We start from the raw sequence: 19,048 nt of genomic DNA on the forward strand, positions 1-19,048 counted from the left end.
CTATGACTGGCCCCCTGCAACCTTCTTGGTCACCCGGCGATATCGCGAATGGCGATCTCGCTCATGATGCGTTCAAGCACCTGATCGATGGACAACTCCGTGGAATCCAGCTGTATTGCGTCAGCCGCCGGTTTTAGCGGGGCTACCGCTCGCTGGGTGTCACGCTCGTCGCGTGCACGGATCTCATCTAGCAGACTCGACAGACTAACACCCTCGACTTTGCCCTTCAACTGCAAATATCGGCGGCGCGCCCGCTCCTCGGCACTGGCGGTCAGGAAAACCTTCAGCGGCGCACTTGGAAAAACGACCGTGCCCATGTCGCGACCATCGGCCACCAGCCCCGGCGCCTCCTGAAAAGCACGCTGGCGCTGCAGCAGCGCCTCGCGCACAGCCGGCAATGCCGCCACCTGAGAGGCGCCGGAACCGACGCTTTCAGTGCGGATGACATCGCTGACTTCGTCACCTTCCAGAATGATGCGCTGCAACTGACCGTCGGTCGCTGCGATGAATTGCACATCCAGATGAGCGGCGAGCTTCTTCAGCAGCTCCTCATTGGTCAGGTCTACACCATGGTTGTGTGCCGCGAACGCCAGCAGGCGATACAGCGCACCGGAATCCAGCAGGTTCCAGCCCAGACGCTTGGCCAGAATCCCGGCGACCGTGCCCTTGCCCGAGCCGCTTGGCCCATCGATGGTGATGACCGGTGCAATGTTTTTCACGACTGAGCCTCTTGTGCCACACGAATACCGACCTGCCCGCACAGCGCAAGGAAGTTCGGGAACGACGTCGCGACGTTGGCGCAATCATGGATGCGGATCGGTGCAGTGGCGCGCAGGGAGGCCACACTGAAAGCCATGGCGATACGGTGATCGCCGTGACCATGCACTTCGCCGCCGCCAATCTGGCCACCGTCGATGATGATGCCGTCCGGTGTTGGCTGGCACTTGACGCCCAGTGCCAGCAAGCCGTCCGCCATCACTTGAATGCGATCCGACTCCTTGACGCGCAGCTCTTCGGCACCGGTCAGCACGGTACGGCCTTCGGCACACGCCGCCGCCACGAACAGCACCGGGAATTCGTCGATGGCCAGCGGAACCAGCTCTTCAGGAATCTCGATACCTTTGAGTTTAGCTGCTCGCACGCGCAGGTCAGCCACTGGCTCTCCGCCGACTTCACGCTGGTTTTCCAGGGTGATGTCCGCACCCATCAGGCGCAGGATGTCGATGACGCCGGTGCGGGTCGGGTTGATACCGACGTGTTCGAGCACCAGCTCCGAACCTTCAGCGATCGATGCCGCGACCAGGAAGAACGCCGACGACGAAATGTCGCCCGGCACTTCAATGTGAGTCGCGGTGAGTTTGCCGCCGGACTCGACCGAAGCCGTAGCGCCATCCACGGACACCGAGTAACCGAAACCGCGCAACATACGCTCGGTATGGTCACGGGTCGGAGCAGGCTCGGTGACGGTGGTCTTGCCTTCAGCGTACAGACCCGCCAGCAGCAGGCAGGACTTCACCTGAGCGCTGGCCATCGGCATGGTGTAGGTCAGGCCTTTGAGCTTGTGCCCGCCACGAATGGTCATCGGCGGACGACCTTCAGCCGCGGTTTCGATCACCGCGCCCATTTCACGCAGCGGATTGGCCACGCGATTCATTGGACGCCTGGACAGCGAAGCATCGCCCGTCAGGGTGCTGTCGAAGTTCTGCGCGGCCAGCAGGCCGGACAGCAGACGCATCGATGTGCCGGAGTTACCCAGATAGATCGGGCCCGGCGCAGGCTTCAGGCCGTGCAGGCCGACACCGTGAATGGTCACGCGGCCGTGGTGCGGCCCCTCAATGACCACGCCCATATCGCGAAATGCCTGCAAGGTCGCCAGGGCGTCTTCGCCCTCAAGGAAGCCTTCGACTTCGGTGACGCCTTCGGCCAGCGAACCGAGCATGATCGAACGGTGGGAAATCGATTTGTCGCCCGGTACGCGAATCCGACCGGACAGGCGGCCACCAGGTTGAGCCAGGAAGATCAGATCGTTGGAATTCATAGCGTCCACATAGGCCCTGCGGGCCAGGATTTTACTGAAATGCTCGCGGGCAACCCGGGCGCGTGTGAAAACGCCCAACAATTGGTGCCCATCCCCTGCATCGACCGCGTCGCGCAAGGCGTCGAGGTCGCTGCGAAATGTATCGAGTGTGCGCAGGACAGCCTCGCGATTGGCGAGGAAGATGTCGTGCCACATCACCGGGTCGCTTCCGGCGATTCTTGTGAAATCGCGGAAACCGCCCGCAGCGTAACGGAAGATCTCAAGGTTTTCATTGCGCTTGGCCAACGAATCGACCAAACCGAAGGCCAGCAAGTGCGGCAAATGACTGGTTGCGGCCAATACTTCGTCGTGGCGCTCGACTTGCATGTGCTCGACGTCGGCGCCCAATTCGCGCCACAGACGATCGACCACAGCCAATGCGGCCGGGTCGGTTTGCTCAAGCGGCGTGAGGATCACTTTGTGGCGACGGAACAGTTCGGCATTGGAGGCTTCCACCCCGCTCTGCTCGGAGCCGGCAATCGGATGGCCCGGCACGAAACGCGCCGGCATGCCGCCAAACGCCTCGGTCGCCGCGCGCACCACATTGCCTTTGGCGCTGCCAACATCAGTCAGAATCGCCGCCCCCAGATCAATACTCGCCAGACGCGCGAGCACTTTCTCCATGGCCAGAATCGGCACTGCCAATTGAATCACGTCAGCGCCACGGCACGCCGCTACCAAGTCATCTTCGCAGCGATCAACCACACCCAACTCGACCGCGAGCTTGCGCGATTGCGGGTCGAGATCGACCCCGACCACCTCGCGGCAGATACCGCTTTCACGCAAGCCTTTGGCAAATGAACCACCGATCAACCCCAGTCCGACCACCACCAGGCGACCGATCATAGGTGCAGCAGATTGCAACGCAGTGACATCACCCACGAGCCAGAACCTTGCGCAGCGCTTCGAGCAAGCGGCTGTTTTCCGCCGGCAGACCGATGGTCACCCGCAGGTGATTCGGCATACCGTAGTTAGCCACCGGACGCACGATCACGCCCTCAGCCAGCAAGCCTTGAAACACCGGGGCCGCCACTTGGCCGAGGTCGACGCAAACGAAGTTGCCTTTGGATTCGATCCAGCGCAAACCCAACTCACGAAAACCTGCTTGCAGTTGTTGCATGCCGGCCTCATTGAGCTGACGGCTTTGCGCCAGATACTCCTCATCCTTCAGCGCTGCACAGGCCGCAGCCAAGGCCAGGCTGTTGACGTTGAAGGGCTGGCGCACGCGGTTCAGCACGTCCGCCACCACCGCCGTGGACAGACCATAACCCACGCGCAATGCCGCCAGACCGTATGCCTTGGAGAAGGTGCGCGAAACCAGCAGATTCGGATACGCCGCCAGGAAATCCAGACCATCGGGCAAGTCGCTGCCTTCGGCGTATTCGATATAAGCCTCATCGAGCACCACCAGCACATGCTCCGGAACGTCCTGCAGGAACTCGTCCAGCGCCTCTGCGCCGAACCAGGTACCGGTCGGGTTGTTCGGGTTGGCGATAAACACCACGCGGGTATTGGCATCAATGGCCGCGAGCATGGCCGGCAGGTCATGCCCCCAATCCTTGGCCGGGACTACTTTGGCCTGAGCGCCAACAGCCTGAGTCGCAATCGGGTACACCGCGAAAGCATGCTCGCTGAACACGGCGTTAAGGCCCGGCGCCAGGTACGCGCGCGCGACCAATTCGAGAATATCGTTGGAGCCGTTGCCCAGAGTGACCTGGTTCAGCTCGACACGACACTGCTCGGCCAGCAGGGACTTCAACGCAAAACCGTTGCCGTCCGGGTAACGCGTCAGCTCAGCCAGCTCTTCGCGGATGGCCGCCAAGGCTTTCGGACTGGCGCCCAGCGGGTTTTCGTTGCTGGCCAGTTTGACGATTTTCGCCGGATCCAGACCCAGCTCGCGCGCCAGTTCGTCCACAGGCTTGCCCGGAACGTACGGCGAGAGTTGTTGCACGCCCGGCTGTGCCAGAGCGAGGAAGTTGCCACTCATTTGCTACCGCCCTTAGAGAACTGCTTTCGGGTAGGAACCCAGCACCTTGAGTGCTACCGCTTCCTGACTGATCTTTTCCAGTACACCTTTGACCAACGGATCACGGTGGTGGCCGACGAAGTCGATAAAGAACACATAGGTCCATTTGCCGCTGCGCGATGGACGGGTTTCGATGCGCGTCAGGTCAATGCCGTTGTCATGGAACGGCACCAGCAGCTCGTGCAGCGCGCCAGGCTTGTTGCTCATGGACACTATGATCGACGTCTTGTCGTCACCGGTCGGCGGCACTTCCTGGTTACCGATCATCAGGAAGCGCGTGGAGTTGTCCGGGCGATCCTCGATTTTCTCGGCCAGACGGGTCAGACCATAGAGCCCAGCCGCCATATCACCGGCAATCGCCGCCGAGTTCCATTCACCTTTAACCCGTTTGGCCGCTTCGGCGTTGCTGGACACCGCCACGCGCTCGACATTCGGGTAGTGCGCGTCCAGCCACTTGCGGCACTGGGCCAGCGACTGCGCGTGGGAATAGATGCGGCTGATGCTGTCGGTCTTGGTGTTTTCACCGACCAGCAGATGATGGTGAATGCGCAGCTCGACTTCGCCACAGATCACCATGTCGTGCTCGAGGAAGCTGTCCAGCGTGTGATTGACCGCGCCTTCGGTGGAGTTTTCCACCGGCACCACGCCAAAGTTCACCGCACCGGCGGCCACTTCGCGAAACACTTCGTCAATCGCCGCCATCGGCTTGCTGATCACCGCGTGACCGAAGTGCTTCATGGCCGCCGCTTGGGTGAAGGTGCCTTCAGGGCCGAGGTAGGCCACTTTCAGTGGCTGCTCCAATGCCAGGCACGAGGACATGATTTCGCGGAACAACCGCGCCATCTCTTCGTTGCCCAACGGCCCTTGATTGCGCTCCATCACACGCTTGAGCACCTGAGCTTCGCGCTCAGGACGATAGAACACCGGCACTTCGCCTTCGGCCAGCGAGGCCATCTTTACTCGCGCGACTTCCTGGGCGCAACGCGCACGCTCACTGATCAGCTCGAGGACTTTGGTGTCCAGAGCGTCAATGCGAACGCGCAGTGCCTTGAGTTCTTGCTCGGACATCAGCCGTGTTCCTTCTCGAATTCAGCCATGTAGGCCACCAGCGCATTGACGGCGGTGATGTCGACGGCGTTGTAGATGGAGGCGCGCATACCGCCCACAGAGCGGTGACCCTTGAGGTTGAGCAAGCCGCGCTCATCAGCGCCAGCCAGGAACGGCTTGTCCAGACGGTCATCAGCGAGACGGAATGGCACGTTCATCCACGAGCGATCCGATTTGTTGATCGGGTTGCTGTAGAGGCCGCTGGCGTCGATGAAGTCGTACAGCGTGCGCTGCTTGACATCGTTCAGCCTGGCGATGGCTTCAACGCCGCCCTGCTCTTTCAGCCACTGGAATACCAGACCAGACAAGTACCAGGCCAGAGTCGGCGGGGTGTTGTACATCGAGCCGTTATCGGCCGCGACTTTGTAGTTGAGCATGGTCGGGCACAGCGAGCGCGCCTTGCCCAGCAAGTCTTCGCGGATGATGTTGACCACGATGCCGCTCGGACCGATGTTCTTCTGCGCACCGGCGTAGATCATGCCGAAACGCGAAATATCGACCGGACGCGAAAGGATGTCCGAAGACATGTCGGCCACCAACGGCACGTCGCCGGTTTCCGGGATCCACTGGAATTCCAGACCGCCAATGGTTTCGTTCGGCGCGTAGTGAACGTAAGCGGCGTCCTTGGACAGATTCCACTCGTTCTGGCCCGGAATGGCGAAATAATCGTAAGGTTTGGCGGTAGCGGCGACGTTGACGTGACCGTAGCGCGAGGCTTCTTCGATGGCTTTCTGCGACCAGATACCGGTATCGATATAGTCGGCCGAGCCATTTTCCGGCAGCAGGTTCAGGGGAATCTGCGCAAACTGCTGGCTCGCGCCACCTTGCAGAAACAGCACTTTGTAGTTCGAAGGGATATTCAGCAGGTCACGCAGATCCTGCTCGGCCTGATTGGCAATGGACACGAACTCATCGCTGCGATGGCTCATTTCCATGACCGACAGCCCCTTGCCGTGCCAGTCAAGGAGCTCACCTTGAGCGCGTTTCAGGACAGCTTCAGGAAGCGCCGCAGGGCCGGCGCAGAAGTTATAGGCTCGCTTGCTCACATCCAATCTCGCTCTGACTTGGTGATACACAATAATTCGATCATTCTGAAACTTTCATACCGGACAAATAACAAGGGGGCGAATTCTCATCCGCCCCCTCGCTTGTCCGCTTATTCCTGCGGTTCTTCGTCAGCTGCGGCGTCGAGTTGCTGATCTTCAACAGCGTCGTCGATCACGACCTCCGCGCCGGACACCAGCCCTTCTTCACCTTCAAGCTCCTCGCCCTCGACTTCCGACGGCTCCTGAACCCGCTCCAGACCGACCAGCGTTTCATCGGTGGCCAGCTTGATCAGGGTCACCCCTTGGGTGTTGCGCCCCAGACTGGAGACTTCATCAACGCGGGTCCGCACCAGCGTGCCCTGATCGGAAATCAGCATGATTTCCTCGCCTTCCTGAACCTGGATTGCACCGACGAGCTTGCCGTTGCGCTCTTTGGTGACCATTGCAATCACACCCTGACCACCGCGACCACGGCGAGGGAATTTGCTCAGCGCGGTGCGCTTGCCGAAACCACGCTCGGAAGCGGTCAGAATCTGCGCGCCCGACTCAGGAATCAGCATGGAGATCAGCTTCTGATCCTTGAGGATCCGCATGCCGCGGATACCGCGAGCGCCACGACCCATTTCACGCACGGCGGCTTCAGCGAAACGAATCACCTTGCCAGCGTCGGAGAACAGCATGATTTCTTTCGCGCCATCGGTGATGGCAGCCGCGATCAACGTGTCACCTTCCTTCAGCTTCAGGGCGATCAAGCCATTGGAGCGCGGACGGGCGAAGCGTGCCAGCGGCGTCTTCTTGACGGTACCGGAAGCCGTGGCCATGAAGATGAATTCGCCAGTCGGCTCAGCGACCAGTTCGGCCGTTTCGCCGTCGATTTCTTCCAGTTCGGCAGCTTCTTCAGCTTCAACCACTTCGCCTTCGATGATCACATCGTCGGCATCATCTTCATCGTCAGCACCGGCGCGTTTTTGCAGGGCTTCGAGGTCGATCTGCAGCATCGTGGTGATGGTTTCATCGGCTTCCAGCGGCAGCAGATTGACCAGCGGACGACCCCGCGCGGCACGCGATGCCTCAGGAATTTCGTAAGTCTTCAGCCAGTACACCTTGCCTTTGCTGGAGAACAGCAAGAGCGTGGAGTGACTGTTGGCAACCAGCAGGTGAGCAATGTAGTCCTCATCCTTGACGCCAGTCGCCGATTTGCCTTTACCGCCACGACGCTGAGCCTGGTACGCAGCCAGCGGCTGGGTCTTGGCGTAGCCACCGTGGGAAATGGTCACAACGCGCTCTTCTTCCGGGATCATGTCGCCCAGAGTCAGGTCGAGGCGTGCATCGAGAATCTCGGTGCGACGCTGATCGCCGTATTCGGCACGGATCACTTCCAGCTCTTCGCGGATCACTTCCATCAGGCGCACGGCACTGTTGAGGATGCGGATCAGCTCGCCGATCTGGTTGAGGATCTCTTGATACTCGGCCAGCAGCTTTTCGTGTTCCAGGCCGGTCAGGCGGTGCAGACGCAGTTCCAGAATGGCTTGCGCCTGTTCTGGCGACAGGAAGTACTTGCCCTCGCGCAGACCGTATTGCGGATCAAGGTTTTCCGGACGGCACGAATCGGCACCGGCACGCTCAACCATCGCCACCACCGCCGAGGATTCCCAAGGCGTGCTGATCAGCGCTTCCTTGGCTTCCGACGGCGTTGGCGACGCCTTGATCAGGGCGATCACCGGGTCGATGTTCGACAGGGCAACGGCCTGACCTTCAAGGATGTGACCACGCTCGCGGGCTTTACGCAGTTCGAACACGGTGCGACGGGTGACGACTTCGCGACGGTGACGAACGAAGGCTTCCAGCAGATCCTTGAGGTTGAGGATCCGCGGACGGCCGTCGATCAGCGCAACGATGTTGATGCCGAACACCGATTGCAGTTGGGTCTGGGCGTAGAGGTTGTTGAGGATCACCTCTGGCACTTCGCCGCGACGCAGTTCGATCACGACGCGCATACCGTCCTTGTCGGACTCGTCGCGCAGTTCGGTGATGCCTTCGAGTTTCTTCTCTTTTACCAGCTCGGCGATCTTCTCGATCAGACGCGCCTTGTTCAACTGGTAAGGGAGTTCGGTGATGACGATCTGCTGACGGCCACCGACCTTGTCGATGTCTTCAACGATCGAACGCGCACGCATGTAAATGCGCCCGCGACCGGTGCGGTAGGCTTCGATGATACCGGCGCGACCGTTGATGATCGCGGCGGTCGGGAAGTCCGGACCGGGAATGTATTGCATCAGCTCGTCGACAGTCAGCTCGGGATTGTCGATGAGTGCCAGGCAACCGTCGATGACTTCACCGAGGTTGTGCGGCGGGATGTTGGTCGCCATGCCCACGGCAATACCGCTGGAACCGTTGACCAGCAGGTTGGGAATACGGGTCGGCATGACCGCCGGGATCATTTCGGTGCCGTCGTAGTTCGGCACCCAGTCGACGGTTTCCTTGTGCAGGTCAGCCAGCAGCTCGTGCGCCAGCTTGGTCATGCGCACTTCGGTGTATCGCATGGCCGCGGCGTTGTCGCCGTCCACCGAACCGAAGTTGCCCTGACCGTCGACCAGCAGATAACGCAGCGAGAATGGCTGCGCCATACGGACGATGGTGTCGTAGACCGCTGTATCACCGTGCGGGTGATACTTACCGATCACGTCACCGACAACACGGGCAGATTTCTTGTACGGCTTGTTGAAGTCGTTGCCCAGCTCGCTCATCGCGAACAGCACGCGACGGTGCACGGGCTTCAAGCCATCGCGCGCATCCGGCAGTGCACGGCCGACGATCACGCTCATCGCGTAATCGAGGTAGGACTGTTTCAGCTCGTCTTCGATATTGACCGGGAGGATTTCTTTGGCCAGTTCGCCCATGAGAAGCCTGATTCCTTTTTCTGGTGAAACCTCGTCATATCCATAGGGATCACGAAGCTCGTCGATGCAGGCTGAGTGCCATGCGCCGACTTACGACAAATCAACAAGTTGGACCCTGGATTTGCGCAGTGAAGACAACCCCGTGGGACTGCCTCGGAAAACGCCGGATGCTACCACAATCGCCGCCACGCACCTATCCCCCACAAGCGCATGGAGCATAGTTAGTTGGCCGGTAATCGCCTGAAAGGGGGACGAGAGACGCTTAGAGCCTCTTCGAATGCAGAATCGGAGGCTTGTTTACGTATGTTTATTGACTTTTAAGGCCCCATCGCTGACAAGCCAGCGATGGGGACCTTTGAGGCACAACAGCCCGTTAATGCAGGCGTTTGCGACACATCAACTGGGCCATTTTCGCGGTATCCGGACGCTCGACGATGCCCTTCTCGGTAACGATCGCGTCGATCAGATCCGCCGGCGTCACGTCAAACACCGGATTGAACGCCTCGACATCTGCGCCGACACGCTTGCCGCCCACCTCCAGCAACTCGGCGCCGTCACGCTCCTCAATCGGGATGTCATCACCACTGGCCAGGTTCATGTCGATGGTCGAACTCGGCGCCACGACCATGAAACGTACGCCGTGGTGCATCGCATTGACCGCCAGTTGATAGGTGCCGATCTTGTTCGCCACGTCGCCGTTGGCGGTGATCCGGTCAGCACCGACGATTACCCAGGTCACACCTTTGGTTTTCATGATGTGTGCGGCGGCAGAGTCGGCATTAAGGGTCACCGGGACACCTTCATTGACCAACTCCCAGGCCGTCAGGCGCGAGCCTTGCAGCCACGGGCGGGTTTCGTCGGCGTAAACGCGCTCAACCATACCTTCAAGGAACGCCGCACGAATGACACCCAGCGCTGTACCGAATCCGCCCGTCGCCAGCGCGCCAGTGTTGCAGTGGGTGAGAATCGCCTGAGCATTGCCCTGATGCTTGCGAATCAGGTCGACACCCAGTTGCGCCATGGTCAGGTTGGCTTCGCGGTCACTTTCATGAATTGAGATCGCCTCGGCTTCCAGTGCCGCCAGCGGATCGGCATTGTCTTTCAGGCGCTCAAGCCGATCACGCATGCGGCCCAGCGCCCAGAACAGGTTGACCGCGGTCGGACGAGAGCCGGCCAACAGCGCGAAGTCCTCTTCCAGCACCGCACGCCAATCGCCACCCTCGACAATCCGCGCACGAGCCGCGAGCACGATGCCATAGGCGGCACTGATGCCGATGGCTGGCGCGCCACGCACCACCATTGAGCGAATCGCCTCGGACACGCCGGCGGCGCTGGTGCAGGCGATCCAGGTTTCCTCGAACGGTAAAATACGCTGATCCAGCAGGTGGAGCGCGCCGTCTCGCCAATCGATGGCCTTCACTTTCTCCGCAGCCAACAGTCGATCGCGCATCCCTAACCCCGCACTCATGAACAAAAGCCGCCGATTATAGCGATCCCCCCGCGAAGACGCTCGGGTATACTTCGCCATCCTTTACAAAAGCACTGGAACCGACCCTCGATGCCGAAACCTGCCATTGCGCTCGACTTACTATTGCTGCCGACCTGGCTGGTACCCGTCGAACCTGCAGGCGTTGTGCTCAAGGAGCACGGTCTGGGCATCCGCGACGGTCGCATCGTGTTTATCGGCCCGCGCGCCGAAGCATTGAAGTGTAACGCCACACAAATCCGCGAATTGCCGGACATGCTGCTCAGCCCCGGTCTGATCAATGCTCACGGCCACGCCGCAATGACACTGTTCCGCGGTCTGGCCGATGACTTGCCGCTGATGACCTGGCTGGAAAATCACATCTGGCCAGCCGAAGCCAAATGGGTCGATGAAGATTTTGTCCGAGACGGTACTGATCTGGCCATCGCCGAACAGATCAAGGGCGGCATCACCTGTTTCTCGGACATGTATTTCTTCCCGAAAGTTGCCAGCGAGTGCGTGCACAACAGCGGCATTCGCGCGCAGATCGCGATTCCTGTCCTCGACTTCCCGATACCCGGCGCCAGCAACGCTGATGAAGCCATTCGTCAGGGCGTCGAGTTGTTCGGTGATCTGAAGCACCACGAACGGATCAAGATCACCTTCGGCCCCCATGCACCCTATACCGTCAGCGATGAGAACCTCGAGAAGATCCGCGTGATTGCCGAGGAACTGGATGCATCGATCCACATGCACGTCCACGAAACCGCCTTCGAAGTGCAGCAAGCGGTAGAACAACGCGGCGAGCGGCCACTGGCCCGCCTCGGCCGCCTGGGCCTGCTTGGCCCGCGCTTCCAGGCCGTACACATGACCCAGATCAGCGATGACGATCTGGCGTTACTGGTAGAAAGCAACACCAGCGTGATCCACTGCCCCGAATCGAACCTCAAACTGGCCAGCGGTTTTTGCCCGATCGAGCGATTGTGGCAGGCGGGTGTGAATGTGGCTGTCGGCACTGACGGTGCGGCGAGCAACAATGATCTCGACCTGCTGGGTGAAACCCGCACTGCCGCGCTGCTGGCCAAGGCCGTCGCCGGCTCTGCCACCGCGCTGGACGCCCACCGCGCCCTGCGCATGGCCACGCTCAATGGTGCCCGAGCGCTGGGGATCGAAGCGCAAGTCGGCTCGCTGGAAATCGGCAAAGCCGCCGACATCGTCGCCTTCGACCTGTCGGGCCTGGCGCAGCAACCAGTCTATGACCCGGTTTCGCAGCTTATATATGCCACCGGCCGCGACTGCGTGAAACACCTGTGGGTTGACGGCAAGCAACTGCTCGACGACCGGCGCCTGACACGCCTGGATGAGGCACAACTGGGCGCCACCGCCCGTGCCTGGGGCCAACGCATCAGCGGCCACACCGAATCGTAAACACTGCGCATAACCTGCGCAGCTACAACCTTTTTCAAGTTTTAGAGGAATGGAACATGAGCAACGTCGACCACGCCGAAATCGCCAAATTCGAAGCCCTGGCCCATCGCTGGTGGGACCGTGAAAGCGAATTCAAACCACTGCACGACATCAACCCGCTGCGGGTCAACTGGATTGACGAACGGGTCAACCTGGCCGGCAAGAAAGTGCTCGACGTTGGTTGCGGCGGCGGCATCCTCAGCGAAGCCATGGCCCAACGCGGTGCCACCGTAATGGGCATCGACATGGGCGAAGCGCCGCTGGCGGTCGCGCAATTGCATCAACTGGAATCCGGCGTCAGCGTCGAATACCGCCAGATCACCGCCGAAGACCTGGCTGAAGAAATGCCCGAGCAATTCGACGTGGTCACCTGCCTCGAAATGCTCGAACATGTGCCGGATCCTTCGTCGGTCATTCGCGCCTGCTTCCGCATGGTCAAACCCGGCGGCCAGGTGTTCTTCTCGACCATCAACCGCAACCCGAAGGCCTACCTGTTCGCCATCATCGGCGCCGAATACATCATGAAGTTGCTGCCGCGTGGCACCCACGACTTCAAGAAATTCATCCGCCCGTCCGAGCTTGGCGCCTGGAGCCGCATGGCCGGCCTGACCGTCAAGGACATCATCGGCCTGACTTACAACCCGCTGACCAAGCACTACAAGCTGGCCAACGACGTTGACGTCAACTACATGATCCAGACCCTGCGCGAGGAATAAGCCGATGGCCATCAGAGCAGTCCTTTTCGACATGGACGGCACCCTGCTCGACACCGCACCGGACTTCATCGCCATCTGCCAGGCGATGCGCGCAGATCGTGGTTTGCCGCCAATCAACGACAAGCACATCCGCGACGAGATCTCCGGCGGCGCCAAAGCCATGGTTGCGGTGACGTTTTCGATGGACCCGGAATCGCCGGGGTTTGAAGAGTTGCGCCTGGAATTCCTCGAGCGCTACCTCGTCGGCTGCGCGGTGCACAGCAAGCTGTTCGACGGCATGGGCGAACTGCTGGCTGATATCGAAAAGGCTAACTTGATCTGGGGCGTGGTGACCAACAAGCCGCTGCGCTTCGCCGAGCCGATCATGCAGCAGTTGGGACTGGCCGAGCGTTCGGCGCTGCTGATCTGCCCGGATCATGTCAAAAACAGCAAGCCGGATCCGGAGCCGCTGATCCTGGCGTGCAAGATGCTTGATCTGGATCCGTCGACGGTTTTGTTTGTGGGCGATGATCTGCGCGATATCGAATCCGGGCGCGACGCTGGCACCAAGACTTGTGCGGTGACGTTTGGCTACATCCATCCCGACGACAACCCGCGGCATTGGGGCGCGGATGTGGTGGTGGATCATCCTCTGGAGTTGCGCAAGGTGCTCGATAGCGCGCTCTGCAGTTGCTGAGACTTGACGCAGAGCGTCATTGGCTGCTTTCCCATGCGGAGCGTGGGAATGATCTGACTCTTGATGAGGTTTTTTATGTTTGATTACACAGCTCGTCCCGAATTGCTCAAGGACCGGGTCATTTTGGTCACCGGTGCCGGTCGTGGCATCGGCGCGGCTGCCGCGAAAACCTACGCTGCCCATGGCGCAACCGTTTTGCTGCTGGGCAAGACTGAAGCCCATCTGACACAGGTCTACGACGAAATCGAAGCCGCCGGGCACCCCCAGCCGGCGGTGATTCCGTTCAATCTCGAGACCGCCCTGCCGCATCAGTACGATGAACTGGCCGCAATGATCGAGGCTGAATTCGGCCACCTCGACGGCCTGCTGCATAACGCCTCGATCATCGGCCCGCGCACGCCCATCGAGCAGTTGTCCGGCGAAAACTTCATGCGTGTCATGCAGGTCAACGTCAACGCCATGTTCATGTTGACCTGCACATTGCTGCCGCTGCTCAAGCTGTCGCAGGATGCTTCGGTGGTGTTCACTTCGAGCAGCGTCGGACGCAAGGGCCGTGCTTATTGGGGGGCCTATGGCGTTTCGAAATTCGCCACCGAAGGCCTGATGCAAACCCTGGCCGATGAAGTCGACGGCGTGGCGCCAGTGCGCTCCAACAGCATCAACCCGGGCGGCACTCGCACCAGCATGCGCGCGCAAGCCTATCCGGGGGAAAATCCGCTGAACAATCCGACGCCCGAGGAAATCATGCCGGTCTACCTGTACCTGATGGGCCCAGACAGCACCGGCATCAACGGTCAGGCATTCAACGCGCAGTAATGCCATACGTCGCATTTGTAGCCGTGGCGGATTTCCGTCACGGCATGCATTAACCGTTATTGGCCGTCAAAATACAGTCAAATATCCAGCACACCTTAGTCTTCCGAAAAGCCAAGCTATTGATTCGTATAGCTTTAAATAAAACAGAACTGAATGGCACGACTTTCGCTCTAATTTTCCTCAAAGCATGCCGTGTGAAGGCAATGGGGCAAGACCTGATTCGATAGCTCACTAATCGTCATCAGGCAGACTAGACTTACACCAAATGTCCTACGGGACTGATGGATCAGTACGACACGCAGCCCATAGCCGCTCTCACCCAGCCTGTAAGACAGACTTACTGCTTAGGGGCTCACGCCATATGAAATCACCTTCCCAGACCAATGCAATTGACTTCGACAGTGCCAAATTGCAGCGCCTGGGTTTCGGTCAGCAGCCGCCTCTTCTGGAGCGGCCCGCCAGTCTTGCGCAATTGCGCCAGCAACTGAGCCTGCAACTGCAAACCAGTCTTGAACCGCAACGCATTCTCGGTCTGTTTTTTCGCGAGGCTCAGCGCCTTGTACCACTGGATGCCTTGAGCTACACGCATCAAGGCAGTGACCTGCGCCTGGAGTTCGGCGCCCGAGGCCATCACTCGGTCAGCTACAGCCTCAGCCACGAAGGCGAGCACATGGGTGAACTGGTATTCCGCCGTAATCAGCGCTTCAACGATCAGGAGCAGGGGCATCTTGAATCGCTGCTGTCGTCGCTGCTGTATCCGATGCGCAACGCCCTGTTATACCGCGCGGCGACCCAGAGCGCACTGCGCGACTCCCTCACCGGTGCCGGCAACCGTATTGCGATGGACCAGACCCTGCAACGCGAAATCGAGATGTCACGTCGCCATCTGCAACCATTGTCGGTATTGATGCTGGATATCGACCATTTCAAGCGGGTCAACGACAGTCACGGGCATAGCGCTGGCGATGACGTACTCAAAGCCGTTGCCGCCTCAATCAAAGGTCAATTGCGCAACGTCGACATGGTGTTTCGTTATGGCGGGGAAGAGTTCCTGATCCTGCTGTCCAACACCAGCCGGGAAGCGGCTGCTCTGGTCGGTGAGCGTTTGCGCTACGCCGCACAGGCTAATGAATATTACGCTGACGGCCAGTTGATCGAGCTGACGGTGAGCCTGGGTTGCTCGACCCTGCTGCCGGGTGAATCGGCAGAAAGCCTGCTGCGTCGCGCTGACAGTGCGTTGTATGTGGCCAAGCGTGAAGGCCGGAATCGATTGGCAATGGCGGGTTAGTTCTACCGAACGACCAAACAGTGTGGGAGCGGGCTTGCTCGCGAACAGGGTGTGTCAGTCAGCAGTTGCTAGACTGCGACACCGCTTTCGCGAGCAAGCCCGCGCCCACAGTTACATCAGCTTTCGACTACTGCCCTGCGTTCGCGCACCAACAAACGCTCGGATGTTTCGAGCTGCATGCAACGCTCCAAAAACAGATACATGTAGTCGTAGCTCTTGCAGATCGCCTGACGCAACTCGACCTGCAGGGCCTTGCTCGGATTCATGCCGGCCAGGGTGCAAATGATTTCCAGCGCCTCCCAAGGGTGGGCATCGTCATACTGCGCGTGCATCTTCAACCACTTCATCGCCCGCTTTCGATCTTCCTCCGGGAATGCAGCGGCATACACGCCAGTAGAACAAACCAGTGCCGACCACTCCCCGGTCGCGCCCTCGATTGCATAGTTGGTGGCCGCGATAGCCACGATCAGCGAGTCCGCCGAACTGGTGTGCCAGCACCAATGACTCAAGGCGTGCAGCTCGGGCGGCACATGCTGGGCCTGCAGATCTTCCAGGCTCACACCGTGCGCACGACTCCAGTGCACCCAGTAATCGGCGTGATTCAGCTCGACGCGGATATTGCGCATCAGCCAGCGCCGCGCCATGTCTTCACCGGGGTGACGGGCGAATTTGGTCTTGGTCAGGTTCTGCGCCATGTAAAGAGCGAATTGCTCAACCACCGGCCAACCCCCGATCAGGTACTGGCGCATGGTTTTGGCGCTGAGCTTGTTATCACGCATGCGCAGGTACAACTCATGTTCGACAACCCGGCGCTTGCTCTCGCTGCAATCCTCAATCAGCTGTTGTGCCCAGCCTGGATAACTTGCAGCTTCCATGAGCGGTCCGGCTCGGTTGAATGTGTCGATCACTGTTCGGCTCCTTTTGATTTGTGATTGTAAGGATCGGCGAGAGACTTCAACGGAACGTGCCAGGCGCTTTGAACAACAACGGCTGCGGTCTGGCGGGCCGACTTTGCAAACTGTCACAGGTAAACAATTGCGGTCGTTCGATGACATAACCCTGAGCGTAATCCACTCCAATTTCAAGCAATGCCTGCTCGATCTGGGTTGTTTCAACAAACTCGGCAATTGTCTGCTTACCCATGACATGCCCGATGTGATTGATCACTTCGACCATTGCTCGGTTAATCGGGTCGTCCAGCATATCTTTTACGAAACTCCCGTCGATCTTCAGGAAGTCTACAGGCAAATGTTTCAGATAAGCGAATGAAGACATTCCGGCACAAAAGTCGTCCAACGAGAAATAACAACCCAAGCCTTTGAGTTCATTAATAAATCTAATTGCACTGCCCAAGTTTGAAATTGCACTGGTTTCAGTAATTTCAAAACAAATCATTTCAGGCGGTATCGAATAGTTAACAAACTGTTCGCGCAGAAAGTGCAAAAACGCATCATCTCCTATAGTAATACCTGACAGATTAATCGCACACATCGCTAATGGGCCTTTATGCTCTTGTGCAATACATTGAGCAATTACCTTAAATACGTTTTGCACGACCCAGCGATCCAACTGGCTCATCAAGCCATAACGTTCGGCGGCGGGAATGAAACTGTCCGGCAGAATCATCCGTCCGGCCTCGTCATGCAGACGCAGCAGGATTTCAATGTGCCCACCCTTGCCGTCACTCGGCTTCAGCGGTGAGATTTCCTGGGCGTAAAGACAAAAACGGTTCTCTTCCAGCGCCATGTGCAGACGCTGGACCCAGGCCATTTCACCAAAGCGCAGCGACAGTTCGGAATCGTCAGCGTGGTAGACCTGCACACGGTTGCGGCCCTTTTCCTTGGCCATGTAACAGGCCATATCAGCAGCACGCAGCGAAGCTTCCAGCGTCGCCGGGGTTTGCACGACATGCACCAGGCCGATACTCACCGTGGTCAGGAATGGCCGCCCTTTCCAGACAAAATGCAGGTTCTGCACGGTCTGGCGCAGCGCCTCGGCAATTTTCTCCGCCGCTTGCGGCGCGCAGTTTTCCAACAGAATGCCGAACTCGTCACCTCCGAGCCGCGCCAGGGTGTCGCCCTCACGCAGCCCCGATTGCAGCAAGGTGCAAATGTGCCGCAACAGTTCATCACCCGCGGCATGGCCGCAGGTGTCGTTGACCAACTTGAACTGATCCAGATCGAGGAACATCAGCGCATGCCGCCCGGACTGGCGCGAAAGGTTATGCAGCGCTTGCTCCAAGCGATATTCGAACTCACGGCGGTTCGCCAGCCCGGTCAGCGCATCATGGGTGGCCTGCCACGAAAGATTGGCGATGTATTGCCGTTCCTGGGTCATGTCGTGCAGCACCAGCACGGTACCGCTGACGTTCCCGGCATTGCGAATCGGCGCACCGACCAGCGTCACCGACAGCGTGCTGCCATCCAGGCGCTGAATCAGTTTGGAGTGTTCACTGCCGCCACTGAGATGGCCACTAAGAATATGTTCGATCAGGGTCAGGCCTTCGGCCTGGGCATTGTCGTCAAGCAAGTTGAACAGCGCCGCCAGCGGCAGACCGGCTGCCTGCTCGGCCTTCCAGTGGGTCATGGCTTCGGCGGCGGGGTTCATGTAATCGATGGCGCCGGAAACGTCGGTGGTGATGACGCCATCGCCAATCGACTGCAGCGTGACATGCGCCCGATCCTTCTCCAACTGAAGGGCCTGGGCAAAAGCATGGCGTTGTTTGAGCAGTTTGTGCGTGCGCCATAAAGCCAGCACGATAAGCCCCAGCGCCGTGGCCAGGTTGGTGAACAAGAGCAGGCGCAAGATCATCCGCGAGCCTTCACCCAGGGCATCACTGAACGCTTTCGCCGCCGGGGTCACGCCATCGTTGATCGCCAGAATCCGCGTCTTCCAGCGCCGGATATCGGCACTGCTGGCAGCGTTCTGCAAGATGCTCTGGTGCATTTCGCGCGCCACGTCATTGAGTTCGACCAGATAAGCGTCACCCACCGTCCAGCGGTCGATTGCGGTTTCCAGATAACTGAAATGGCGGAAGTTGAGGTACAGCCAGATCAGGCTGGGGACGTCGTCCGGGTGGTTGCCGCCCTTGAGAATGCCTTCGCGTGCAGCGGTCAGGTCCGGCGGTTGGTGATCCAGTGCCAGGCGCAGCTCATGGCCGCCCTGAGGCACGGCAATCGCCTTTTTGTACTTGAGAAAAATCGTTTCGTCACGACTGTCGGCGTACAGATTGAGGTAGTAAATGGCGTCTTTCTGCCCCTTGGACCAGAGGCTCTCACCCGCGACATAACCGCGAACGGCCGACAGCACGTAAAGACTCATCCCTCCCAATAAAGCCTGAAACAACACGACAGCAATGAATGGCCAGACGATGCCCAACAACCGTGGCGTTCCGAGAGTCCGCTTCTGATTCATGAGGTCCCTTGCGCAAGCACTGCCAGATATACACCGGGAAATACCGCTCC

Annotated in this window: 14 protein-coding genes; 5 read left to right on the plus strand and 9 right to left on the minus strand. The window is 59.3% G+C overall.

The window, feature by feature from the left end; translation table 11 throughout:
- Nucleotides 1–29: 29 nt before the first annotated feature.
- From cmk to mtnA, 7 genes are all read right to left on the minus strand, one after another.
- The gene (cmk, locus tag AACY11_RS00090; protein WP_339493573.1) at nt 30–719 is read right to left on the minus strand and encodes a (d)CMP kinase; all 690 of its coding nucleotides are present in this window, start codon (nt 717–719) and stop codon (nt 30–32) included.
- Nucleotides 716–2,923, minus strand: coding sequence for a bifunctional prephenate dehydrogenase/3-phosphoshikimate 1-carboxyvinyltransferase (locus tag AACY11_RS00095; protein ID WP_339493719.1), 2,208 nt, complete (start codon nt 2,921–2,923; stop codon nt 716–718). Before AACY11_RS00095 ends, cmk begins: the two co-directional genes overlap by 4 nt.
- Before the next feature lie 28 nt (nt 2,924–2,951).
- Nucleotides 2,952–4,064 carry a histidinol-phosphate transaminase gene (hisC, locus tag AACY11_RS00100; protein ID WP_339493574.1) on the minus strand — a complete coding sequence of 371 codons (1,113 nt, stop codon included), beginning with the start codon at nt 4,062–4,064 and terminating at the stop codon, nt 2,952–2,954.
- A gap of 12 nt (nt 4,065–4,076) precedes the next feature.
- A complete protein-coding gene (gene pheA, locus AACY11_RS00105; RefSeq protein ID WP_027620100.1) occupies nt 4,077–5,171 on the minus strand; it encodes a prephenate dehydratase in 1,095 nt (364 codons plus the stop codon).
- Nucleotides 5,171–6,256 (minus strand): 3-phosphoserine/phosphohydroxythreonine transaminase, encoded by a 1,086-nt coding sequence (serC, locus tag AACY11_RS00110; RefSeq protein ID WP_339431146.1) that lies wholly within the window; start codon nt 6,254–6,256, stop codon nt 5,171–5,173. Before serC ends, pheA begins: the two co-directional genes overlap by 1 nt.
- A gap of 110 nt (nt 6,257–6,366) precedes the next feature.
- Entirely contained in the window at nt 6,367–9,156 is a 2,790-nt protein-coding gene (gene gyrA / locus AACY11_RS00115; RefSeq protein ID WP_221729263.1) for a DNA gyrase subunit A, read from the minus strand.
- A 373-nt stretch (nt 9,157–9,529) separates the two neighbouring features.
- Nucleotides 9,530–10,606, minus strand: a complete 1,077-nt coding sequence (gene mtnA, locus AACY11_RS00120; protein ID WP_339493721.1) for an S-methyl-5-thioribose-1-phosphate isomerase — start codon at nt 10,604–10,606, stop codon at nt 9,530–9,532.
- A 108-nt stretch (nt 10,607–10,714) separates the two neighbouring features.
- Between mtnA and AACY11_RS00125 the strand changes: the two genes are divergently transcribed.
- The 5 genes from AACY11_RS00125 to AACY11_RS00145 all read left to right on the plus strand — a co-directional run bounded on the left by AACY11_RS00125 (nt 10,715) and on the right by AACY11_RS00145 (nt 15,584).
- Entirely contained in the window at nt 10,715–12,049 is a 1,335-nt protein-coding gene (locus AACY11_RS00125) for a TRZ/ATZ family hydrolase (protein ID WP_339431144.1), read from the plus strand.
- A gap of 56 nt (nt 12,050–12,105) precedes the next feature.
- Complete coding sequence (gene ubiG, locus AACY11_RS00130; RefSeq protein WP_221729266.1) at nt 12,106–12,804, plus strand: bifunctional 2-polyprenyl-6-hydroxyphenol methylase/3-demethylubiquinol 3-O-methyltransferase UbiG; 699 nt, start codon at nt 12,106–12,108, stop codon at nt 12,802–12,804.
- Nucleotides 12,805–12,808: 4 nt separating this feature from the next.
- The gene (gene mupP, locus AACY11_RS00135) at nt 12,809–13,480 is read left to right on the plus strand and encodes an N-acetylmuramic acid 6-phosphate phosphatase MupP (protein ID WP_221729267.1); all 672 of its coding nucleotides are present in this window, start codon (nt 12,809–12,811) and stop codon (nt 13,478–13,480) included.
- Between the two features lie 75 nt (nt 13,481–13,555).
- Entirely contained in the window at nt 13,556–14,296 is a 741-nt protein-coding gene (locus AACY11_RS00140) for a YciK family oxidoreductase (protein WP_339493576.1), read from the plus strand.
- A 361-nt stretch (nt 14,297–14,657) separates the two neighbouring features.
- Nucleotides 14,658–15,584, plus strand: a complete 927-nt coding sequence (locus tag AACY11_RS00145; protein ID WP_339431140.1) for a GGDEF domain-containing protein — start codon at nt 14,658–14,660, stop codon at nt 15,582–15,584.
- A gap of 116 nt (nt 15,585–15,700) precedes the next feature.
- Here AACY11_RS00145 and AACY11_RS00150 read toward each other — a convergent pair whose 3' ends face one another.
- Together AACY11_RS00150 and AACY11_RS00155 are read right to left on the minus strand one after the other, a co-directional pair.
- On the minus strand, nt 15,701–16,459 hold the full coding sequence (locus tag AACY11_RS00150) for a TenA family transcriptional regulator (protein WP_260455454.1): 759 nt from the start codon (nt 16,457–16,459) through the stop codon (nt 15,701–15,703).
- A gap of 79 nt (nt 16,460–16,538) precedes the next feature.
- Entirely contained in the window at nt 16,539–18,998 is a 2,460-nt protein-coding gene (locus tag AACY11_RS00155; protein ID WP_339493577.1) for an EAL domain-containing protein, read from the minus strand.
- Nucleotides 18,999–19,048 lie beyond the last annotated feature (50 nt).

It is taken from the genome of Pseudomonas sp. RA_105y_Pfl2_P56, from assembly GCF_963970845.1.
GTDB lineage: Bacteria > Pseudomonadota > Gammaproteobacteria > Pseudomonadales > Pseudomonadaceae > Aquipseudomonas > Aquipseudomonas baetica_A.